Source organism: Janthinobacterium sp. JF4 (assembly GCF_059617925.1).
Genome location: NZ_JCAQAV010000013.1, coordinates 72,992 through 95,161, shown reverse-complemented (window position 1 = coordinate 95,161; position 22,170 = coordinate 72,992). Strand labels below are relative to the sequence as shown.

At 64.7% G+C, this 22,170-nt stretch carries 22 protein-coding genes and 1 pseudogene; 18 read left to right on the top strand and 5 right to left on the bottom strand.

What is annotated here, in order from left to right:
* Positions 1-3: 3 nt before the first annotated feature.
* Genes icmH through tssJ form a run of 3 tightly spaced genes read right to left on the bottom strand, consistent with a single transcriptional unit; the run spans position 4 to position 2,784 of the window.
* Positions 4-792: a type IVB secretion system protein IcmH/DotU gene (gene icmH, locus AC54AF_RS12875; RefSeq protein WP_496636848.1), complete on the bottom strand. Its 789-nt coding sequence runs from the start codon at positions 790-792 to the stop codon at positions 4-6.
* Complete coding sequence (gene tssK / locus AC54AF_RS12870) at positions 789-2,159, bottom strand: type VI secretion system baseplate subunit TssK (RefSeq protein WP_496636847.1); 1,371 nt, start codon at positions 2,157-2,159, stop codon at positions 789-791. The genes icmH and tssK overlap by 4 nt, the downstream gene beginning before the upstream one ends.
* A gap of 37 nt (positions 2,160-2,196) precedes the next feature.
* Positions 2,197-2,784, bottom strand: a complete 588-nt coding sequence (gene tssJ, locus AC54AF_RS12865) for a type VI secretion system lipoprotein TssJ (RefSeq protein ID WP_496636846.1) — start codon at positions 2,782-2,784, stop codon at positions 2,197-2,199.
* Positions 2,785-3,061: 277 nt separating this feature from the next.
* Between tssJ and AC54AF_RS12860 the strand changes: the two genes are divergently transcribed.
* The 12 genes and pseudogenes from AC54AF_RS12860 to AC54AF_RS12805 all read left to right on the top strand — a co-directional run bounded on the left by AC54AF_RS12860 (position 3,062) and on the right by AC54AF_RS12805 (position 15,906).
* Positions 3,062-3,658 (top strand): hypothetical protein, encoded by a 597-nt coding sequence (locus AC54AF_RS12860; protein ID WP_496636845.1) that lies wholly within the window; start codon positions 3,062-3,064, stop codon positions 3,656-3,658.
* Between the two features lie 39 nt (positions 3,659-3,697).
* Positions 3,698-4,207, top strand: coding sequence for a type VI secretion system contractile sheath small subunit (tssB, locus tag AC54AF_RS12855; RefSeq protein ID WP_496636844.1), 510 nt, complete (start codon positions 3,698-3,700; stop codon positions 4,205-4,207).
* A 1-nt stretch (position 4,208) separates the two neighbouring features.
* A pseudogene (gene tssC / locus AC54AF_RS12850) lies at positions 4,209-5,704 on the top strand (type VI secretion system contractile sheath large subunit).
* Between the two features lie 31 nt (positions 5,705-5,735).
* Positions 5,736-6,227 (top strand): Hcp family type VI secretion system effector, encoded by a 492-nt coding sequence (locus tag AC54AF_RS12845; RefSeq protein ID WP_034750126.1) that lies wholly within the window; start codon positions 5,736-5,738, stop codon positions 6,225-6,227.
* A 65-nt stretch (positions 6,228-6,292) separates the two neighbouring features.
* Positions 6,293-6,766, top strand: coding sequence for a type VI secretion system baseplate subunit TssE (gene tssE, locus AC54AF_RS12840; RefSeq protein ID WP_131687186.1), 474 nt, complete (start codon positions 6,293-6,295; stop codon positions 6,764-6,766).
* Entirely contained in the window at positions 6,763-9,405 is a 2,643-nt protein-coding gene (tssH, locus tag AC54AF_RS12835) for a type VI secretion system ATPase TssH (protein ID WP_496636843.1), read from the top strand. The genes tssE and tssH overlap by 4 nt, the downstream gene beginning before the upstream one ends.
* Positions 9,406-9,426: 21 nt before the next feature.
* A complete protein-coding gene (gene tssA, locus AC54AF_RS12830) occupies positions 9,427-10,458 on the top strand; it encodes a type VI secretion system protein TssA (protein WP_496636842.1) in 1,032 nt (343 codons plus the stop codon).
* Positions 10,459-10,491: 33 nt separating this feature from the next.
* On the top strand, positions 10,492-11,301 hold the full coding sequence (locus AC54AF_RS12825) for a substrate-binding periplasmic protein (protein ID WP_496636841.1): 810 nt from the start codon (positions 10,492-10,494) through the stop codon (positions 11,299-11,301).
* 21 nt (positions 11,302-11,322) lie between these two features.
* Entirely contained in the window at positions 11,323-11,835 is a 513-nt protein-coding gene (locus AC54AF_RS12820) for a lipocalin family protein (RefSeq protein WP_496636840.1), read from the top strand.
* Positions 11,836-12,098: 263 nt separating this feature from the next.
* Complete coding sequence (locus AC54AF_RS12815) at positions 12,099-13,868, top strand: methyl-accepting chemotaxis protein (protein ID WP_496636839.1); 1,770 nt, start codon at positions 12,099-12,101, stop codon at positions 13,866-13,868.
* A 71-nt stretch (positions 13,869-13,939) separates the two neighbouring features.
* Entirely contained in the window at positions 13,940-14,635 is a 696-nt protein-coding gene (locus tag AC54AF_RS12810) for a tRNA-uridine aminocarboxypropyltransferase (protein ID WP_496636838.1), read from the top strand.
* Between the two features lie 80 nt (positions 14,636-14,715).
* Complete coding sequence (locus AC54AF_RS12805; RefSeq protein ID WP_496636837.1) at positions 14,716-15,906, top strand: PA0069 family radical SAM protein; 1,191 nt, start codon at positions 14,716-14,718, stop codon at positions 15,904-15,906.
* On the opposite strand, the gene AC54AF_RS12800 is transcribed toward AC54AF_RS12805, so the two are convergent.
* A complete protein-coding gene (locus AC54AF_RS12800) occupies positions 15,903-16,529 on the bottom strand; it encodes a gamma-glutamylcyclotransferase (RefSeq protein ID WP_496636867.1) in 627 nt (208 codons plus the stop codon). The two genes, AC54AF_RS12805 and AC54AF_RS12800, sit on opposite strands and share 4 nt — an antisense overlap.
* Positions 16,530-16,599: 70 nt before the next feature.
* Positions 16,600-17,568: a LysR substrate-binding domain-containing protein gene (locus AC54AF_RS12795; RefSeq protein ID WP_131687193.1), complete on the bottom strand. Its 969-nt coding sequence runs from the start codon at positions 17,566-17,568 to the stop codon at positions 16,600-16,602.
* A gap of 127 nt (positions 17,569-17,695) precedes the next feature.
* Between AC54AF_RS12795 and AC54AF_RS12790 the strand changes: the two genes are divergently transcribed.
* The 6 genes from AC54AF_RS12790 to iscR all read left to right on the top strand — a co-directional run bounded on the left by AC54AF_RS12790 (position 17,696) and on the right by iscR (position 22,143).
* A complete protein-coding gene (locus tag AC54AF_RS12790; protein WP_496636836.1) occupies positions 17,696-18,229 on the top strand; it encodes a VOC family protein in 534 nt (177 codons plus the stop codon).
* Positions 18,230-18,281: 52 nt separating this feature from the next.
* Positions 18,282-19,310, top strand: coding sequence for a fumarylacetoacetate hydrolase family protein (locus AC54AF_RS12785; protein WP_496636835.1), 1,029 nt, complete (start codon positions 18,282-18,284; stop codon positions 19,308-19,310).
* An 11-nt stretch (positions 19,311-19,321) separates the two neighbouring features.
* Positions 19,322-19,972, top strand: coding sequence for a maleylacetoacetate isomerase (gene maiA, locus AC54AF_RS12780; protein ID WP_496636834.1), 651 nt, complete (start codon positions 19,322-19,324; stop codon positions 19,970-19,972).
* 135 nt (positions 19,973-20,107) lie between these two features.
* Positions 20,108-20,887, top strand: coding sequence for a uracil-DNA glycosylase family protein (locus AC54AF_RS12775; protein ID WP_496636833.1), 780 nt, complete (start codon positions 20,108-20,110; stop codon positions 20,885-20,887).
* A 38-nt stretch (positions 20,888-20,925) separates the two neighbouring features.
* Positions 20,926-21,477: a riboflavin biosynthesis intermediates N-glycosidase gene (ybiA, locus tag AC54AF_RS12770; protein ID WP_496636832.1), complete on the top strand. Its 552-nt coding sequence runs from the start codon at positions 20,926-20,928 to the stop codon at positions 21,475-21,477.
* Positions 21,478-21,666: 189 nt separating this feature from the next.
* The gene (gene iscR / locus AC54AF_RS12765; protein WP_034779566.1) at positions 21,667-22,143 is read left to right on the top strand and encodes a Fe-S cluster assembly transcriptional regulator IscR; all 477 of its coding nucleotides are present in this window, start codon (positions 21,667-21,669) and stop codon (positions 22,141-22,143) included.
* The last annotated feature ends 27 nt before the right edge of the window (positions 22,144-22,170 follow it).

The window sequence follows — 22,170 nt, the reverse complement described above, 5'->3', positions numbered from 1 at the left end:
TGATCAGGGTAGTGTAATCGTCAGGTGCGCAGGACTTGGCGCCAGTTTGACCAGGTCCGCATATGCGGCCAGGGTCGTTTGCGTGCCGCGCGTCAGATGCGTTTTCAGGCCCAGGTAGGCGCAGATGGCCAGCAGGGCGAAAAAGCTCGACAGGGCCCACAACGGCACGTCGCTGCCGCGTTTGTTGACCACCTGGTCGGGCCGTTCCGCGCGCGGCGCGAAGCCGCAGCTCTTGCCCTTGATGTGGGCGATCTCGTCGCCCAGGCGTGCCGTCAGGTAGCTGAGCTTTTCGCCGCCGTCGATCGCATACTTGCCCTGGAAACCCAGCAATAAACACATGTGGAAGACCTGCAGCGCCTGCACGCGCATGGCGCCCTTGCCGCGCAGGGCGTCGAGGCGGTCGAAAAAGTGTTCGCCGGCCAGCTGGTCGCCGAAGATCAGCAGCTGCAGCGGGCGCCGCTCCCACTGTTTGCGCAGGGCGAAAGGCGAGGCCAGGATGATTTCATCGACGGCCGCGCAGAACGCGTATTTGGCCGCCGCGATATCGTCGCCATCGGCGCGGATCTTTTTTGCTTCACGCTCGAAGTCGTCGAGGAAGGCCGTGATGCGGTCCATGAAGCTTTGCTCGTCGCCGGGCGCCGAACCGTGCTTCAGCATGAACAGCATGTAAAAGCCTTCGTGCATCAGATCCAGCAGGGCGCTGCCGGCATGCCGGCTGGCCGTGCCGGCAGGGGCTGAACCGCGTGGTCCCAGCAGGGAGGGCGCCGCGCGCCGTTCGATGAGCTGGCTCATGCCGTCACCGCGATCAGTTCCAGCTGCAGGTCGCGTATGCCGGCCGGCACGTACACGGAAATCGACTGCGCCTTGAGCATCTGCTCATACTGCGCGCCACGGTTTTCAATCGCAAAGTAATAGGTGTCGGGGCGCACGGGGATGGCCGCCGGCACTTGCGGCGCATGCGACAATTTGAGGCCGGGCATGGCCGTGAGCACGCATTTTTCCACGTCGTCGGGCGCGCCCACTTTCACGCGCAGCGGCACCACGTCCACCAGTTCGATGGCGGGCATGGCGGCGCGAATGGCCAGGTACAAGGTGGTGTGCTGGTCGATCTTGCCCGAATCGAGCTTGCCCAGGTAGTACGACGGCTTGTCTTCCAGCAGGGCGATGGAAAAATACTTCGACGAGATGACGGTGTCGAGCAGTTCGCGGATGATCGCGTCGATGGCGTCGAAGCAGGCGCCTGGCTGTGCGTGGTCGTAGGCGGGCAGGCTGGCCAGGGTGTAGTGCTTGGAGTAGCTGAGCAGGCCACCCGCCAGGCCCAGCAGCGCTTCGTACAGGCGCTCCGGGTGCAGGGCCGGATGGCGCACGTAGTGCATCAGCGCGGCGGCGGCCGTGCTGACCGTGTGCAGCAGCCAGAACGAGGACACGTCGCCCGAGCGGAACTCGATCACGTTGCGGCTCGGTTCGCGGTGGTGGCCGTGCAGCGCGCTCACTTTCGCCTGCAGTGCGTCGAGCAGGTGTTCCAGCACGCCCTGCAGGCGCGGCGCGCCGGCGATTGCCAGGCTGGGCGCCATGAACGAGGGCACGGGCTCGAAGCCGCCCGACACCGTGCGCCGCAGGGCGATCAGCGGCAGGCAGTCGTAGGAGCCGCGCGCCTCGCTGTCGGGAATCAGGCGCACGGTCTTTTTCAGGTAGGCCACGTCGGCCACGGCGGACTCCGTAAACAGGTCGGGCGTGGCGCGCATGGCGTGGGCAAAGCGCGTGGCCGCCGGCGTGCCCGCCGTTGACGCCTGCGCCGTGTAATTCATGCCTTCGCGGTTGAGGATGGGCAGCGCCGCATAATAGGTCACTTCCTGCACCGCCGGCGGCAGCGCTTCCAGGTTCACCGGCGGGGGCAGGGTATCGCTGCCGGGCGCGCCGTCGCCCAGCGACTCGAACACCTCGCCGTCGCGGAAGATCGCCGACAGGGCATGCAGGCGCAAGGTGCCCGTCTTCAGCGCCGCCAGGTCCCACGCCATGTGCGCCACGCCCCACAGGTAGGGATGCAGCGCGCTGGCCGTGTGATGCAGGCGCGCTTCGTGATACTGGTCCTGGCGCTGGAAATGCTGCGGCCGCAGGAACAGGCCTTCTCCCCACAAGACTTTTGCTGCCATGCCCATCTCGTTTCTCCTTGAATGTGTGGCGTGTCGGTGTGCGTTACTGGCAGCGCGGCGCCGACAGCGTGGACATGCCGCCGATGCTGAGTGCGCAGGCGTGCAGGCCGACGGTGATGCCGCCGCGTTCCGCATCGGCGGCGGCAAAGGTGGCGCGCCAGCGCTGTGCCGCAGGCGCGCGGAACAGGGCCACCACGCCGATGAAATACGCTTCCTTGCTGACTTTTTCCTGCACTTCGTAGCGCTGGCCCGGCACCAGCAGCACCTCCTTCACTTCCATCAGGTCGGCGCCCAGCGCGGCCTTTTCGCGCTGCGTGTCGAGAAAACTGTCGTAGGGCGCCTGCTCGAAGGCGGCGCTCTGGCGCAGCTTGTAGATGCGCGCCACCAGCGCCAGCGGCCGGCCGTCGGCATCCGTGTTGAGGCGCTGCGCCGCATGCAGGCGGATGCTGACGTTGCGCGGCGGCTTTTGCGCGTCCGGCAGTTCCGGTGGCGGCTTGGCCACGCCGGCCATTTGCAGCGCCGCGTTGGCCAGGGTGCCGATGGCGCCGCCCGCGCAGCCGGCCAGCAGAAGGGCCGGCAGCAGTAGCGCGGTGGCGCGGACCAGGCGGCAGAGCGGGGCGTCAGATGGCATGGGTGATCTTTGCAAGGTGAAGGGTGGAAACAAAAGTGTTGCAGTCATTTAAGCGCATGCAGGGGCGACCTGCTTGCGTTGACGCAAAGTCCGTCTGCGATCAAGACAATTACTGCGCCAGATCAGGCTTCATGTCGCCGCACGCGGCTGTAGCGTGGAACTTCTTCTTTGCTGATTAATCTCAATCTGGCAAAAAAATTGGCGATCAATAATGGCCTCCACCAAGGCGCCGCCCATCTTTCCCAGCGGTAGCGTCCTCCACGTGAAGGAATGCCCGATGAAGCCAGCCACCATGTTGCCCCGTATTGCCTGCCTCGCCAGCGCCTTGCTGTTGGCCGCCTGCGCCACGCCGGACCAGCCGGCGCCCAAAAAACCTGCCGCGCCGACCCTGGCGCAAGTGATGAGCGAGGCCGATGCGGCCGCGCGCGCCGGCCAGTACGAGCGCGCCATGACCCTGCTTCAGGGCGGCGGCAGCAGCTACCCGGCCGACAAGGCGCCGTGGCTGCAAATGGCGCAGATGAAGTTCGACCGCGGCCAGTACGGTGACGCCATCGGCCATGCGCTCGAAGCGCTGGAGCGCGACCCCGACGACAAGGTCGCCAACAGCATCGTCGCCGTCAGCGGCTTGCGCCTGTCCGGCAAGGCGCTGGCCGACCTGTCGCGGCAAAACAATCTGAATGGCTCGCTGCGCTCGGAAGCGCAGGACCTTGCCAAGCTGCTGCGCGCGAGCATCGGCGAAGAGGTGCTGGTGCCGCCGGCCAAGCGCCCGCCGGCAGCCGGCAAGCGCGCTGCCAGATACGGTTCCGGCGCGCCGGCGGCGAAAGGCGAGGCGCAGCAAGGCAGCGCGTCCGATCCGTTCAGCGGCCTGAAATAAGCCGGCACTCCCACCATCCCCCTTAGCAAAGGAAGCGACATGGCCAAGTCCGACAGCGTGCAAAAACGCCTGAAGCAGATACGCGCGCCGCGCGTGCAAATGACCTATGACGTCGAGATTGGCGACGCGATTGAGAACAAGGAGCTGCCCTTCGTGGTCGGCGTGCTGGGCGACTTCGGCGGCAATCCGGACAGCGAGAAAAAACGCCTGAAGGACCGCAAGTTCGTCGCCATCGACCGCGACAACTTCGACGAAGTGCTGGCCGGCGTGGAGCCGGTGGCGCGTTTCGCCGTGCCGAACCGCCTCAGCGAGGCGGGCGGCACGTTCGCCGTCGACCTGCACTTCCGCTCGATGGATGACTTCCGCCCGGAATCGGTGGTGCGCCAGGTCGACCCCTTGCGCAAGCTGCTCGAGGCGCGCACCAAGCTGGCCGACCTGCGCAACAAGCTGGCCGGCAACGACAAGCTGGAAGACTTGCTGACGGAAGTGCTGAACAACACGGACAGCCTGGCCAGTTTGAAACCGCAGTTCCCAGTGCAGGAGGATTGAGATGAGCGCCCAGGCAGAAGCCCCAGAATCCCTCGCTGTCTCCGCATCCGATGCGCCGGCCGCCACCGACTTGCTGGACCAGATCGTCGAGCAAAGCCGCGTGGCCAAGTCCGGCGCCGAACATGCGCGCGCGACCTGATTTCGGAAGTGGTGGCGCAGGTGCTCGATGGCACGGTGCTGATGTCGGCCAGCCTGTCGGCCACCCTGGACGGGCGCGTGGCGGAAATCGACCGCCTGATCTCCGCTCAGCTCAGCGAAATCATGCACGCGGCGCCATTCCAGCAGCTCGAACAAAGCTGGACGGGGCTGCGCTACCTGGTCGGCAATTCCGACACGGGCACGCGCCTGCAGATCCGCATGTTCAACGCTACCAAGCGCGAGCTGGTGAAGGATTTTCAGGCCGCGCTGGAGTTCGACCAGAGCAGCATGTTCAAGAAGGTGTATGAAGAGGAATTCGGCACCTTCGGCGGCGCGCCGTTCGCCGCGCTGCTGGGCGACTTCGCCATTTCGCGCCAGCCGGAAGACATGTATTTCGTCGAGCAGATGTCGCACATCGCCGCCGCCGCGCATGCGCCGTTCATCGCCTCGGCCGCGCCGGAACTGTTTGGCCTGGAAAGCTACGGCGACCTGGGCAAGCCGCGCGACCTGGCCAAGGTGTTCGACACCATCGAGTACGCGAAATGGAAAGCCTTCCGCGAATCCGAGGATGCGCGCTATGTCGGCCTGACCTTGCCCCGCTTCCTGGGCCGGCTGCCGTTCAACCCCGTCGATGGCACCACCGTCGAAGGTTTCAACTTCGTCGAGGAAGTCGACGGCAGCGACCATCACAGATACCTGTGGTGTAACGCCGCGTATGCGTTCGGCTGCAAGCTGACGCGCGCCTTTGCCGACTACGGCTGGTGCGCCGCCATCCGCGGCGTGGAGGGCGGCGGCCTGGTGGACGACCTGCCCACCCACACCTTCAAGACGGACGAGGGCGACGTGGCCCTGAAATGCCCGGCCGAAGTGGCGATCACCGACCGCCGCGAAAAGGAATTGTCGGACCTGGGCTTCATCTCGCTGGTGCACTGCAAGAACACGGCGTATGCGGCGTTTTTTGGCGCGCAATCGGCGCAGAAAAGCCGCAAATACAACAGCGATGCGGCCAATGCGAACGCAGTGCTGTCGTCGCAGCTGCAGTACATCTTCGCCGTCTCGCGCATCGCCCATTACATGAAGGCCATGATGCGCGACAAGATCGGCAGCTTTGCCGCCGCCTCCAACGTGGAAGATTTTCTGAACCGCTGGCTGATGCAGTACGTGCTGCTCGACGATAACGCCAGCCAGGAACAGAAGGCGCAGTTCCCGCTGCGCGAGGCGTCCGTGCAGGTGCATGAAGTGCCGGGCCGGCCCGGCGTGTACCGCGCCGTGTCGTTCCTGCGTCCCCATTTCCAGCTCGATGAGCTGTCCGTTTCGCTCCGACTGGTCGCGGAGTTGCCGAAGTCGACCAATTCCTGATTCACCCATCTTTCAACCACAGGAGCACACCATGGCAATCGATGTATATCTGCAGATAGACGGCATCAAGGGCGAGTCCACCGATGACAAGCACAAGGACTGGATCGAGTGCAAATCGGTCAGCTGGAGCGTCGAGCAGCCGAAGTCCGCCACCGCTTCGACGGGCGGCGGCCACACGGCCGAACGCTGCGAGCACAAGGACATCGTCATCTCCAAGCTGGCCGACCTGGCCTCGCCGGTGCTGCTGCAGACCTGCTCGGCCGGCAAGACCATCCCCAAGGCGCGCTTCGAATTCATGCGCGCCGACGGCCAGGGCGAGCGCGTCAAGTACTTTGAAATCGAAATCGAGAACGTCTTGATCGGCGCCGTGACGCCGAACGTGGAAGAAGGCGACATCCTCGGTGAACACGTCGGCTTCAAGTTCTCGAAAGTGAAGTGGAAATACACGCAGCAAAAAGTGACGGGCGGCGCCGGCGGCAATACCTCGGGCGGCTGGGATCTGGCCGCGAACCGCGTGGCTTGACCCATCGTGCGCGGCGCGCGGCGGCGACTTTCGCCCCGCGCCGCGCCGACTTTTCAGGAGAGCGCATGGACGGTTATGTACCTGGCCTGTTCGACCGCCTGATGGACGACGGCGGTGCGGCGGGCGGTGTGGCGGCGCGCCTGTCGCTCGATCAATTGAAGGATGCGGTGGCGCGCGACCTGGAAGAGCTGCTCAATACGCGCGTGGCCCTGCCGCCCGGCGCGCTCGACGCCTTTCCGGAATGCGCGGCATCCATCGTCAACTATGGCCTGATCGATTTCGCCGGCATGTGCTTGTCCAGCAGCGATGACCGCGCCCGCATCTGTGCCGCGCTGAAGGCCGCCATCGAACGCCATGAACCGCGCCTGCGCAATGTGCGTGCCCGCCTGGAGCGCGAAGCGGGCGCCATCAATCGGGTCGGCTTTGTCATCAGCGGCACTCTGGCCGTGAGGTCCGGCGGCGAGACGGTCAATTTCGACGCCGTGCTGCAGCCGTCGTCGTTGCGCTATTCGATCAACCGCAAGGGAGCCGCCGCATGAGCAATCATTTGAAAACCCTGATCGCCAAACTGAATGACACGGCGCGTACGGCCGCCACCCGCGCCGCCGCCATCTGCGTGGGCCTGGGCCAGTATGAAGTCGATATCGAACATCTGTTTCTGGCCTTGCTGGAGCAGGAGTGCAGCGATTTCGTCACCATCGCGCGCTGCAGCGAGATCAGTCTGACGGCGCTGGAAGCGGACCTGCGCCGCGAGATCGGCGGCTTCAGGACGGGCAGTGCGCGCACGCCCGTCTTCTCTCCCCATTTGCCGCTGCTGTTCGAACACGCCTGGCTGATCGCTTCGCTGGACACGGCGCAGCCAGGCCCCATCCGCAGCCGCCACCTGTTACTGGCGCTGCTGACGGAGCCGGAACTGTCGCAGCTCGCGTACCGCGGCTCGAAGCTGTTCGCCCGCTTCAGCGTGGAGCAGCTGAAACACCATGCGGACAAGCTGACGGCCGGCTCTGGCGAGGAGGAAAGCGCGGCAGTGCCGCGGCTTTCCGAAACGACCGTTGATCCGGTAACTGTCCTGGCCAGCAAGACCCCGGCGCTGGACCAGTTCACCACCGACCTGACGCAACTGGCGCGCGACGGCAAGCTCGATCCCGTGATCGGCCGCGAGGGAGAGATACGCCAGGCCGTCGATATCCTGCTGCGCCGGCGCCAGAACAATCCGATTCTCACGGGCGAGGCGGGCGTGGGCAAGACGGCCGTGGTGGAAGGGCTGGCCTTGCGCATCGCTGCCGGCGACGTGCCCGAGGTGCTGCAGGGCGCGCACATCCACGCGCTCGACATGGGCTTGCTGCAGGCTGGCGCCAGCGTGAAGGGAGAATTCGAAAGTCGGCTGAAAAATGTCATCGACGATGTGGCGAAAAGCCCGCACCCCATCATCCTCTTCATCGACGAGGCGCACACGATGATCGGCGCCGGCGGCCAGGCGGGGCAGAACGATGCGGCCAACTTGCTGAAACCGGCGCTGGCGCGCGGCGCCCTGCGCACCATCGCCGCCACCACCTGGAGCGAGTACAAGAAATATTTTGAAAAGGATGCGGCGCTGGCGCGACGCTTCCAGGTGGTGAAGGTGGAAGAGCCCAGCGAAGACATCGCCTGCGCCATGCTGCGCGCCATGGCGCCGCTGATGGAGCGCCATTTCGGCATCCGCGTGCGCGATGCCGCCATCGTCGAGGCGGTGCGCCTGTCGCACCGCTACATCAGCGGACGCCAGCTGCCCGACAAGGCCATCAGCGTGCTCGATACGGCGTGCGCCAAGGTGGCGCTGGGCCAGCGCGCCACGCCGGCGCAGCTGGAAAACGCGCATCGGCGCCAGGAACGCATCGGCGCGGAAATCGCCGCCCTGATGCGCGAGGCGGCCGATGGCGAAGTGCCCAACAAGGCCGGCACCGCGCGCCTGGCGCAGCTGCGGCGCGAGCATGACGAAGGGCAGGCGATGATCGCGGCGCTGGCGCAGCGCTGGGAGCGCGAAAAGGCGTTGGTGACGCAGATCGGCGATTTGCGCGCGCAGCTGCGCGGCGAGCGGCCGGGCGAGATCGGCGCGGCGCGTCTGCTGGCGCTGAAGGAAGAACTGGCGGCGCTGCAGGGAGAAGCGCCGCTATCGCCGCTGGAAGTCGATGCCCAGGTGGTGGCCGGCATCGTCGCCGCATGGACCGGCATCCCGCTGGGGAAAATGCTCAAGGATGAAATTCGCACGGTGCTGACCCTGGATGGGGCGCTGCGCGAACGGGTGCTGGGGCAGGACCACATCATCGAGGCGGTGGCGCAGCGCGTGCGCACGGCGCGCGCCAGCCTGGACGACCCGAACAAGCCGCAAGCCGTGTTTCTGTTCACGGGGCCGTCCGGCACGGGCAAGACGGAAACGGCGCTGGCGCTGGCCGAGCTGCTGTATGGCGGCGAGCGCAAGCTCATTACCATCAACATGAGCGAGTATCAGGAGGCGCACAGCGTGGCCGGCCTGAAAGGCTCGCCGCCCGGCTATGTCGGCTATGGCGAGGGCGGCGTGCTGACGGAAGCCGTGCGGCGCCAGCCCTACAGCGTGGTGCTGCTCGATGAAGCGGAAAAGGCCCATCCCGATGTGCTGGAATTGTTCTTCCAGGTCTTCGACAAGGGCGTGCTCGATGATGCGGAAGGGCGCGAAGTCGATTTTCGCAACACCATCATCATCGCCACCTCGAACCTGGGTTCCGGCGCCATGATGGCCGCCTGCCTGAACCGGGCGGCGCAAGACTTGCCCACGCCGGGCGCGCTGGAAGAACTGGTGCGCCCGCAACTGGTGGCGCATTTCAAGCCGGCCCTGCTGGGACGCCTGAAGGTGCTGCCCTTCTATCCCCTGAACGACGCGGTGCTGGCCGAGATCATCGTGCTGAAGCTGGCGCGCATCGGGCAGCGCATCGCGCGCAACCACCAGGCGCAGTTCAGCCATGACGCGGGCCTGGTCGACGCCGTGCTGGCGCGCTGCACCGAGGTCGATTCGGGCGCGCGCAATGTCGACCAGATCCTCAACGGCAGCTTGCTGCCGGCGCTCGCCGAAGCGGTGCTGGCGCGCATGGCCGAAGGCGAGCCGGTGGCGTCGATACGCGTCAGCGCCGGCAAGCAGGGGCAGTTCAAATACACCATCAAGTAACGTCACCCTGCGGAGAACGCCATGTTCAATCTGGAACAGTTGCTGCACCCCGTCAGCGCCGTCAGCCCATGCGGCGAAGACATCACCTTCAGCCAGGAGCTCGACGCCATCGCGCGCGCGCGCCAGCACGACGATCCCAGTCTGGACCAGGGCGAGTGGGTAACGGCGCTGAAGGAAGCCGACTGGCCTTTCGTGGCGACGCGCTGCGAACAGCTGATCGCAGCGCGCAGCAAGGATTTGCGCCTGGCCGTGTGGCTGGCCGAGGCGCATGCGAAGACGCGCCACTTCCGTGGCCTGGGCGATGGCTACGCGCTGCTGGCCGGCCTGTGCGAGCGTTACTGGGAGGGCCTGTACCCGCCGGCGGAAGAGGGCGACCAGGAACAGCGCATCGGCAATGTCTTCTGGCTGTTGTCGCGCACGCCGCAGCTGCTGCGCGAGATTCCGCTGACCGAAGGCGCCGACGGCCTGTTTTCAGTGCAGGATTTCGATGTGGCGCGCCAGCGCGCGGCCGCCAGCCTGGCGCAGGGCGCGGCCGATCAGGGCTGGGGCGATGCGCGCCACGACGAAGGTCCGACCCTGGCGCAGATGGAGGCGGCGCGGCAAAGGAACACGCGCGCATTTTCCGATGGCTTGCTGGCCGATGCGCAATACTGCATGCAGTCGCTGCTGGCGTTCGAGCGCAGCGTCGATGCGCGTTTCGGCGCCGACGGCCCGAGTTTTCGCGCCGCGCGCGAAGCGCTGGAAAACGTCATTCACTTTATCGCGCCGCTGTCACCGGGCGCGGATTTTGCCGGCGTGCCGCCCGCTGCTGGCCAGGTCGCCGGCGGCAGCGGGGGCGCCATCGTGCAGCGCCAGCAGGCGCTGGCCCAGCTGCGCCAGGTCGCCGATTTCTTCCGCCGCACCGAGCCGCACAGCCCCGTCGCCTACCTGGCCGACAAGGCCGCCAGCTGGGGCGAGCTGCCGCTGCACCTGTGGCTGCGCGCCGTCGTGAAGGATTCGGGCACCCTGGCGCAGCTCGATGAAATGCTGGGCACGAACAGCGCGAACGGGTGATCGCTGCTGGCGCTTCCATGCTAATCTTTGGGCATGCTCAAAATGCTCATGTTGCCTGCCGCGCTATGCCTGTTCATCGCTGCTGGCGCTCGGGCCGGGGCTGCGCTGCCGCTGGTGATTTATGGCGACGATGATTATCCGCCGTACTCGTACGTGGAAAACGGCCAGCTGAAAGGCATCTACACGGAGATCGTGCGCGAGGCGGCGCAATCGATGCCGCAGTATGCGGTGCAGCTGCGCCCCGTACCCTGGAAACGGGGCGTGCTGATGCTGCAGACGGGCGAGGCGTTTGCCCTGTATCCGCCGTATTCGTGGCGCAGCGAGCGGCCGTACGTGCGCTATTCCGTGCCGCTGCTGATGGAGCAGCTGGTGGTGCTGTGCAACCAGGACGTGCTGGCCAAACGCACGCTGCGGCAGTGGCCCGTGGATTACGGCGGCCTGCACATCGGCGTGAACGCGGGTTTTCTGCTGGGCGATGCGGCGCTGACGGCGTCCTTGCGCGCCGAAAAAATCGTGCTCGCCCCGGCCAAGGGCACGCGCACGAATCTGCTCAAGCTGATGCGCGGGCGCATCGATTGCTATGTCAGCGACCGCCTGTCGGCGCAGTGGGAATTGCAGCGCATCCGGCGCGCAGGGTCGCCGGGCACGCCGATGCAGGCGCTCCAGGCGATACAGGAAACCGCGCAGCTGGCCAGCCAGCAGGGCCACCTGGGCTTTACGGCGCGCCGGCCGGCCGCCTACCCTTATCGCGATGATTTTATCGAACAATTCAATGCCGCTATCGTGCGCATGCAGAACGATGGCGCGATCCGCCGCATTGTCGACCGCGCGCTGCAACCCTGATTCCACCGTTTGGAGAAAAATATGAAAAAACTGCTGTTCCTGTGTGTGCTCGTGCTGGCCGGCTGCATGGGCCGGCCTGAGAATATTGTGCCAGTGAGCAACTTCGACACGACCCGCTATCTGGGGAAATGGTATGAGATCGCGCGTCTGGACCACTCGTTCGAACGGGGCCTGAGCCATGTGACGGCCGACTACAGCCTGCGCCAGGATGGCGGCCTGAAAGTACTCAACCGCGGCTACAAGGATGCGGACGCGAAGTGGAAGGAAGCCGAGGGCAAGGCATATTTCGTCGACAAGAAAGACGTGGGCTACCTGAAAGTGTCGTTTTTCGGCCCCTTCTATGGTTCCTACATCGTGTTTGATTTGGACCAGCAAGACTACAGCTACTCCATGATCAGCGGCCCCGACAAGTCTTACTTCTGGTTGTTGTCGCGCACGCCCACCATGGATCCTGCCTTGCAGCAGCGCCTGGTCGAGAAAGCCGCTGGCCTGGGTTTCGATACGTCAAAATTGATTTATGTGAAGCAAAACTGACCTTGCTTGCCCGCCGCCCGTTCGTGGCGGCATAGCGCCTTCAAATTGTTGCTTTTCTGCATGTTATTTCTTGCAATGCCACTCTGATTCACTCACAATCTGCTCCAAAGTGGTGCGCCGTGGCGTGCTGCCATTCTGGTGACGGGGCTAGCGTTGCGTCGCCGCTCGTGATTGCCGCACGGCAGATGCCTGCTATGTTGTACGTAGCGGCAAGTCGGTTTCGTGGCGTCTGTGCATTGTTTTTTTCAGATAGGGATCACGCAATGAAAAACCTCAAAATCGGCGTACGTCTCGGTGGCGGTTTTGCCGCCGTTCTGGCCCTGTTGACCAGCCTGACCGTGGTGGGCATCGTGCAGATGCAAAACGCCAGCAAGGAAACCGATGCGCTCGTCAACGTCAAGGTACGCAACGAGCGCCTGATCGGTGAATGGACCAAGGTCATCGAGGTCAACGCGGCGCGCACGGCGGCCGCCTGGAAAGTCAGCGATCCCGAACACCAGAAGCAGTTTGAAAAGGAAATGGCGGTCTCGTCGTCGCGCGCCACGGAAATTCAGGACGCTATTGGCAAGAGCCAGCTGAGCGCCGAAGAGCAGGCGCTGTACCAGGACGTGCTGAGCACGCGCAAGGCCTACACGGACGTGCGCAAGAATGTGTTCAAGGCCAAGAATGCGGGCGATCTGGAACTGGGCAAGCGCCTGTACGACGGCGATATGGCCGTCAAGCGCGACATCTATCTGGCGGCGCTGAAGAGACTGGAATTGCTGGAAGCCAGATTGCTCGATGAAACGGCGGCGCAAATCCGCGCGCGCTATGAAAACGGCCGTTGGCTGCTGATCTCGCTGGGCGTGGCCGCCATCCTGCTGGGCATCGCCTGCGCGTACTGGATCACGCGCTCGATCACGCGTCCCATCACGCGTGCCGTCGAGGTGGCGGAAGCCGTTTCCGCTGGCGACCTGACCAGCCATATCGTCGTGGAAAGCCGCGATGAGACGGGGCAGCTGATGCATGCGCTGAAAAACATGAACGATAAACTGGTCAGTATCGTCGGCCAGGTGCGCGCCGGCACCGAATCCATCGGCACGGCGTCGAGCGAGATTGCCGCCGGCAACCTGGACTTGTCGTCGCGCACCGAAGAGCAGGCCAGTTCGCTGGAAGAGACGGCGTCTTCCATGGAAGAGCTGACCTCCACCGTGAAACTGAACGCCGACAATGCGCGCAGCGCGAACCAGCTGGCCATCGACGCCTCGCAGATCGCCAGCAAGGGCGGCGTGGTGGTGTCGGAAGTGGTCAGCACCATGGGCTCGATCAACGATTCCTCGCGCAAGATTGTCGACATCATCAGCGTCATCGACGCCATCGCCTTCCAGACGAATATCCTGGCTCTGAACGCGGCAGTGGAAGCGGCCCGGGCCGGCGAGCAGGGCCGTGGTTTTGCCGTCGTGGCCTCCGAAGTGCGCAACCTGGCACAGCGTTCCAGCGCGGCGGCCAAGGAAATCAAGGGCTTGATCGACGACTCCGTGCAAAAGGTCGAGGCCGGTTCGCAACTGGTGGACAAGGCGGGCCGTACCATGGACGAAATCGTGCAAAGCATCAGCCATGTGACGCAGATCATGAACCAGATCACGGACGCCAGCGATGAACAGCGCGCCGGCATCGAGCAAGTCAACCAGGCCATCGGCCAGATGGACCAGGTGACGCAGCAGAATGCGGCGCTGGTGGAAGAGGCGGCCGCGGCGGCGGAATCCATGCAGGAACAGGCGGCCAAGCTGGCCGACGTGGTGGGCCTGTTCAAGCTTGATGCAACGCAGCACCATGTTTCCGCCAGTGCTGGTCCGTCCGTGACGGCGTCTGCAGCAGGAAAAGCTGCCATGCGAGCTGCCACGCGGCCCGCCATCCAGCCTGCCAAACACCGCGCGCCGGCACCAGCCGTGACTGCACCCGCGCCGGGCAAGGCAGCGCAAACGGAAGCGGTGCGCGCACGCACGCCGAAGACGCCGGTGGCATCCGGTGCCGATGAATGGGAAGAGTTTTAAGGGCTGATGCCCCGTGGCATGGCGCGGGCGCTACAATCGCGGCTTGAAGACAGCCGCGAACGCGCTCCGCCATGACCACCCGCCATATATCCCACCCTACCTCCAGTCCTGCCGCTGCACCGTCCAGCCTGGCTGAGCCGGCCAAACGCGCTCACTGCCCAGCCTGCCTGCGCGCCGTATCCAGCTGCATCTGCCGCTGGATCGCCCCCGTTGCCCACGCGGTGGACGTGCTGATCCTGCAACATCCGCTGGAAGTCCACAACGCCAAGGGCAGCGCCCGTTTGCTGCACCTGAGCCTGCCAAACAGCCGCATGCTGACGGGCGAGCAGTTTGCCCCGGATACGCTCGCCGAGTTGCTGGCCGACAAGCACAACGTGCTGCTGTACCCGGATACGCCCGGCGACCGTTCGCTGGGCATCGCGCCGCCGCCAGCGCTCGACCCCGCCATCTTGCTCGATCCGTCCCGATATTTGAGCCGATTGCGGCTGGTGGTGCTGGACGCCACCTGGCGCAAGAGCCGCAAGATGCTGTATCTGAATCCCCCGTTGCAGCAGCTGCCGCGCCTGCCCCTGCGCGACACGCCCGCTTCCCATTACCTGATCCGCAAGGCGCACGCGCCAGACCAGTTGTCGACCCTGGAAGCGACGTGCTATGCCCTGATGCAGTTGGAGCAGGACGCGTCCCGCTTCGTTCCCCTGATCGCCGCATTTGACGGCTTTGTCGCGCAGCAGTTGAGTTATGTCATGCCGCATGGTGGAAAAGCGTGAAACGGCATCACGCCAGCCCTTGATCTTGTCCGCACAGCGGCATAGTATACTGTACGTATATACAGTTAATGGGGCCGTTCATGAAAGCAATCATTCCAGAGCACGATGACAGCTTCGCCGGGCAAGCCATGTTGCCGCCGCAATCGCTGAAGGCCCAGAAGGGGCGCGGGGCCGTGTCGAACCTGCAAGGGCGCTACGAGGCGCACGCGCGCACCGGTTTCGATGATGGCTGGAGCGTGGGCGGCCTGGATGAAACGGCCGGGGAAGAGGGCGCGCCGGGCTGGAAGACGCAGGTCAGCGACGAGCAGGCGCGCACCATCCTCACGCGCAACGCTTCGCCCGATTTGCCGTTCAATGTATCGCTGAATCCGTACCGGGGCTGCGAACATGGCTGCATCTATTGCTTTGCCCGCCCCACGCACAGCTACCTGGGCCTGTCGCCTGGGCTGGACTTCGAAAGCCGCATCTACGCCAAGGTGAATGCCCCTGAGCTGTTGCGGCGCGAACTGGCCAGGCCGTCGTATGTGGCCGAACCGATCGCCCTGGGCGTCAATACCGATGCGTATCAGCCATGCGAACGCGAACGGCAGCTGACGCGGCGCGTGCTGGAAGTGCTGCACGAGTGCGCCCACCCGGTGGCGCTGATCACGAAATCGTCGCTGATCGAGCGCGATATCGACATGTTGGCGCCGATGGCTGCCAGGCGCCTGGCGGCCGTGGCCGTGACTGTCACCACGCTCGACCCAGCCATCGCGCGCACCCTGGAACCGCGCGCGGCGGCCCCGGCGCGGCGCCTGCGCACCATTCGCACACTGACCGAGGCGGGCATCCCCGTCGGCGTGAGCATCGCGCCCATCATCCCGTTCGTGACGGAACCGGAAATCGAGCAGCTGCTCGAAGCCGTGCGTGACGCGGGCGCCATTCACGCCCATTACGTCGTGCTGCGCCTGCCGTGGGAAGTGAGTCCCCTGTTCCAGCAATGGCTGGAAGCGCATTTCCCGGAACGGGCCCAGCGCGTGATGAACCGGGTACGCGAAATGCGTGGCGGCAAGGATTACGACAGCGCGTTCGGCGCGCGCATGCGGGGCGAAGGCGTGTGGGCTGACCTCATCCGCCAGCGCTTTGACAAGGCCGTGCACCGGCTGGGCTTGCATGGCAAGGGTGGCCGCTTCAAACAGCTCGACTGCACGCAGTTCCACCGGCCGCTGGTGGTGCCGCCGCTGGGCGCAAAAGTGAAAAATGGCAATGCGGGGCAGCTGGATCTGTTTTAGGTTAAACCAGCGTCAGCGCTGATGTCGCAGGGGTGCGCTGGGGCGCTGTCCTGGCTGTGTATCTGGAGCTGGTCCAGATGTTGCTCGATGGCGAAGACATGCGGATCGCTCTTGCCCAGCTCACGCAGGGCGCTGGCCAGGTGCAGCAGGTATTCGCTGTTCGGGCCGCTGGGGCCGTGTGAACGGGCGATCTGGCGCGCGATATCGAGTTCCGGGGCGGCACCGAGGAAGGCGGCGTTTTCCTCGTTGGCGATGTACACCAGGCCTTCGGCCTTGCTGCCATCGTCGAAGGTGATGTCGGTGGCCAGGCGCAGGTAGCCGTTCTTTTCGCGGTGGTCGAGGTGGGCGAAGACTTCGGGCGTGATCAAATAGGCCATGCCGTCGCACACGGCGCCTGCCTGCGGCACGATGGTGGCGACCCGGCCCGGCGCCATCGGCGTGCCCCGGTGGTCGTGCGAACCTTGCCAGAAGCGCCGCGTCCAGCCGGCGATGCTGGTCGGGCGGCGCTCGATGTAGGGGAAATCGGCCTTGTAGATCAGCGAGCCATAGCCGAACAGCCAGACCTGTGCATGGCCGTCGAATCGGTTCATGCGCTGGTTGATGGCGATGGTGGCGGCGTCGATGGCGGACAGGTCGTTCTGGACAGGCTGGGTCATGGCATGTTTGCAGTGTTTGCGGAGGGGCGATGCGCCATTATAAAACGCTGCCTGCCGCGCCGCTGGCCGGCAGGGCATCGCGCGCCGCACCGCCGCCCGCACCGACGTTCCACTCGTGCGTCTCGACGAACTGGAACAGGAAGGCCATGAAGCTTTCGGCGGCCGGCGACAGCGAGCGGCCCGTCTTCGTGTAGACGAAAAAGCGCCGCGTCAGTTCCGGCTCGTGCAGGGCGCGCATGTGCAATCGATATAGTTTGACCATCGGTTCCGCGTACGGCAGGCAGACGGTGATGCCCAGGTTGGCGCTGACCATGGCCAGCGCCGTCGTCATGAACGTGACTTCGTTATAGGGGTTGAGCGACAGCTCGCGAAACGCGCCGTGCATGTCGCGCAGCAGGCGTTCCGTGAACTGGCCCTGCAGCGAAATGAACGGGTAGTCGCCTACGTCGGCCCAGGTGACGCGCTCTTTCTGCTGCAGCGGGTGCTGCTCGGGGAAGACCAGCACGAAGGGCATTTCGAACAGCACTTGCGCGGCGATTTCCGCCGTCGGATCGCGTTCGGGGCCGATGCCGAAATCGACTTCGCCGCTGAAGACGCGCGCCGACACGTTTTCCACGGGGCAGTCGACCAGGCGCAGCTGTACGTCCGGGTGCGCCTGGCGGTAGGCGGCGATCACTTCCGGCAACAGGGTGCATGCCATCATCTGCGGCGCGGCGATGCGCACCATGCCTGTTTTCAGTGCCTTGCGCTGGGCGATGCCGGCCATGGCGCCATCGAGGTCTTCGATCATCTTTTCGAACAGCGGGTACAGTTCGCGGCCGATTTCCGACAGCTGTGTCTTGCGCGTGCTGCGCTCGACCACGCGCACCCCCAGCACGCTTTCCAGTTCCTTGATCAAGCCGCTCAAGGCCGATTGCGTCACGTGCAGGTATTCGGCGGCCAGGGTGAAGCTGCCGGTCTTGGCCAGCGCCACGAAGGCGCGCATCTGCCGCAAGCTTGGACTCATAAGATAATCCGATAAATCAATGGTTAAAAATTGTTTGTATGATAGCTGGAACTCGATTCTAATGGTGAAAAGCTGAAAAACAGGCCAGCCATTGCGCCCAGGGCGCCATCCATCGGAGACAGACCGCATGAAAATCAAGCAAATCCACCACGTCGCCTACCGCTGCATCGACGCGAAGAAAACCGTCGAGTGGTACGTCAAGCATTTGAACATGCATTTTGTCCTCGCCATCGCGGAAGACCTGGTGCCGTCGACCAAGGCGCCGGACCCGTACATGCACGTCTTCCTCGACGCGGGCCAGGGCAATGTGCTGGCCTTCTTCGAGCTGCCGACGCAGCCGCCGATGGACCGCGACCGCAATACACCGGCCTGGGTGCAGCACCTGGCGCTGGAGGTGGGCAGCATGGAAGAGCTGCTGGCCGCCAAGGAGCGCCTGGTGGCCGGCGGCATCGAGGTGCTCGGTCCCGTGAATCACGCCATCTTCCAGTCGATCTATTTCTTTGACCCCAACGGCCACCGCCTGGAACTGGCGGCCAACGTGGGCACGCCCGAAATGATGGCCAAACTGGACGCCGTCAAATGGGAAATGCTGGAAGAATGGTCGCAGACGCGCCGCGCGCCCAAGCACGCCGCCTGGATGCACGCGCCGGCCGAAGCGTGAGCGCCAAAGATCGACACCATCTGAACACTACGCCAAACAAGGAACACATTCCATGAAACTCGCAACCCTGAAAAACGGCAGCCGCGACGGCGCCCTGATCCTCGTCAGCCGCGACCTGCGCCAGTATCAGCGCGTGGCAGCCATCGCGCCCACCCTGCAGGCCGCGCTCGACAACTGGGACGCCGTGGCGCCCAAGCTCGAACTTGCCTACGCCGACCTGAACGCGGGCCAGGCGCCGGACGCGCAGCCGTTTGACGCGGCACTGTGCCACTCGCCGCTGCCGCGCGCCTACCAGTGGGCAGACGGTTCCGCCTACATCAACCACGTGGAACTGGTGCGCAAGGCGCGCAACGCGGAAGTGCCGGCCTCGTTCTACACGGACCCGCTGATGTACCAGGGCGGCTCCGACAGTTTCATCGGCCCGCGCGACCCGATCTTCGCCCTGTCCGAAGAGTGGGGCATCGACCTGGAGGCGGAAGTGGCCGTGATCACGGGCGACGTCGCCATGGGCGCCAGCGTGGACGACGCGGCGAAAGCGATTCGCCTGGTCATGCTGGTCAACGATGTCTCGCTGCGCAACCTGATCCCGGGCGAACTGGCCAAGGGTTTCGGCTTCTTCCAGTCGAAGGCGGCCAGTGCGTTTTCGCCCGTCGCCGTCACGCCCGATGAGCTGGGTGCCGACTGGGCGGACAGCAAGCTGCACTTGCCGCTGCTGGTAGACCTGAACGACAAGCCGTTCGGCAAACCGAATGCGGGCGAAGACATGACCTTCAACTTTGCGCAGCTGGTGGCCCATGCGGCCAGGACGCGCGAACTGGGCGCCGGCAGTATCGTCGGCTCCGGCACCGTGTCGAACAAGCAGGGCAACCTGTTCGGTTCCAGCATCGGGAACGGTGGCGTCGGCTACTGCTGCCTGGCCGAAGTGCGCATGTATGAAACCATCGAGCACGGCGCGCCAAAGACGGCCTACCTGAAGTTCGGCGATACGGTGCGCATCGAGATGCGCGACGCGGCGGGCGCCAGCATCTTCGGCAGCATCGAGCAGACCGTGGCCCTGTACGCCGGCGCCACGCGCGCCTGAGGAGGCCGCCCGTGAAGCTGTACACCTACTTTCGCAGTTCGGCCGCCTACCGCGTGCGCATTGCCCTCCACCTGAAGGGCATCGCCTACGACAGCATCCCCGTGCATCTGCTGCAGGATGGCGGCCAGCAGCTGCTGCCGGTCTACCGCGCCGTCAATCCGTCGGCGCTGGTGCCGGCGCTCGACGACGACGGCGCCATCCTGACGCAGTCGCTGGCGATGCTCGAATACCTCGACGAGACGCGCCCTGGCGTGCCGCTGCTGCCAGCCGATGCGCTGGGACGCGCCCGCGTGCGCGCCCTGGCGCTGGCCATCGCCTGCGATGCCCATCCGCTGACGAATCTGCGCGTCCTGAAATACCTGAAAGCCACCCTGGGACTGTCGGACGAGGCCAAGCAGGAGTGGTACCGCCACTGGATGGCCGAGGGACTGGCCGCCGTGGAAGCGCTGCTGGCGCAGGGCGACCCTGCCGGCACGGGCCTGTTCTGCCATGGCGACAGCCCGACCATGGCCGATTGCTGCCTGGTGCCGCAGGTGTTCAATGCGCAGCGCTTCGCCATCGACCTGGCGCCGTATCCGCGCGTGGCGCGCATCCACGCGCATTGCGCCGGCTTGCCAGCGTTTATCGCCGCGCATCCGTCGCAGCAGCCTGACGCCGAATAGTCTGGATGTGGCGCAAGACAAAAATCCCCGGCCTGGCAACAGACCGGGGATTTTTTATGCATGCTTGATTTGGGGCAGTCAAGTCCAGCTTGCCGGTGCGCTACAATTTGCGTTTGCCCAAATATTTCACGCCCCATGACCGCAACAACTGTTCCTGCCGGCATCACCGATGCCCTGTCCCTGGCGCATGCTTCCTGGCACCCCATCCTGCTGCGTGGCTTGCAGGCCGTGATGGCGGCCGATCCCGCCTACCTGCCGGCGCTGGCCGTTGACGACTATCTGCCCACGCAAGGCCGGCTGTTTGCCGCCTTTGCCTTGCCGCTGGCGCAGGTGCGCTACGTGCTGGTGGGAGAGGGGCCGTATCCGCGCGCCGACAGCGCCACGGGCGTGTGCTTCATGGATGGCGCTGTCGGCAGTTTATGGTCGGCCACGGGGCTGTCGAAGCCCGTGAATCGCGCCACGTCCCTGCGCAACTTCATGAAGATGCTGCTGGTGGCCGATGGCCAGCTGCAGGGCGGCGACACGTCCGGCTTGGCCATGGCGCCCGTGGCGGCCGCCGCGCAGCAAGCCAATAGCGGCGTGATCCAGACCCTGCCCGACTTGCAGCGCAAGATGACGGAGCAGGGCTTCTTGCTGCTCAACGCGGCGCTGGTGTTCCGTTCCCACGTGCCGCCCGTGCAGGATGCGCGCGGCTGGCTGCCTTTCCTGCAAGTGGTGCTGGAAGCGCTGGCGCAGCAGGGCGGGGCGGCTTCGCCGCAACTGGTACTGTGGGGCAAGATTGCCGAGCTCATCAAACGCCTGCCGGTGGCGGCATCCTTGCCGCAGGTGACGGCGGAACATCCGTATAATCTGTCCTTTATCGGCAATCGTGACATGCAGGCCTTGTTTGGCCCGATGCAACTATTGCGTGCTTGAGCTTGAATCATCGCCTGTCTGGCGGAAGTGCGGGGAATATGCAAATCAGTAACGTGGAAGAATTGAAGGCGTGGATCGCGGCGGGCGGCGTGCCCGACTATCTGTATTTCTGGGGCCACACGCCGGCGCAGCCGCAAGTGCCCGACAAAAGCTGCTTCAGCCAGTGGTTCCCGTCACCGTTCAGCCTGGCCGGCGTGACGTACGCCACTGCCGAGCACTACATGATGGCGCAAAAGGCGGCCCTGTTTGGCGACACGGGCGTCCAGGCGCGCATTGTGGCGGCCGGGCGGCCGTCGGAAGTGAAAAAGCTGGGGCGCGAGGTGGCGAACTTCGACGCCAGGGTATGGGAAGCGGCGCGCGCCGGCATCGTCTTCGATGGCAATTTCGCCAAGTTCTCGCAAAAGGCCGCGCTGCGCAAGTTTTTACTGGGCACGGGCGAGCGCGTCATCGTCGAAGCCAGCCCCGTCGACCGCATCTGGGGCGTGGGCCTGGCGTCCGACAATCCGCGCATCGGCGATCCCGCCACCTGGGACGGCTTGAACCTGCTGGGGTTTGAGTTAATGAAAGTGCGGACCGCTCTGCGCGCTTGACGAGTACTGTTGTTTTCCTGAAGCCGCCGCGCCTGGCGCGGCCGGCCATGCCCCTGCCAGCCCTGTGGTCATCGAGGGGCGCTCTGACAAACCCCGCCGAATTTGTTATACTTGACTAAATCATTCAACTACTCAGGGTTTGAGGAGTTGAAATACCGCAATATTTTAAACTAGTTGAACCGAGGATGTATGCGTCTGACTACAAAAGGCCGTTTTGCCGTGACTGCGATGATCGATCTTGCCCTGCGCCAGGGCAAAGGTCCGGTCACCTTGTCCGGCATCAGCCAGCGCCAGTCGATTTCCCTGTCCTACCTGGAACAGCTGTTCGGCAAGTTGCGCCGCCATGAGATCGTCGAATCGATTCGCGGCCCCGGCGGCGGCTACAGCCTGGCGCGCCGTGCAGACAAAGTGACGGTGGCCGACATCATCATCGCCGTCGACGAGCCGCTGGACGCCACGCAGTGCGGCGGCAAGGAACATTGCCACGGCGCCGACGCGGCCACGGGCGCGCGCTGCATGACGCATGAATTGTGGTCCACGCTCAACGAAAAAATGGTCGATTACCTGGATTCCGTGTCCTTGCAGGACCTGGTCGACCAGCAGAGACAAAAGATTGCCGAACAAAGCGTGATGGTGATGCACCGTAACCACGCCGCCCTCGGTTGAATATTACAAAATACTAAGTTGCTGATT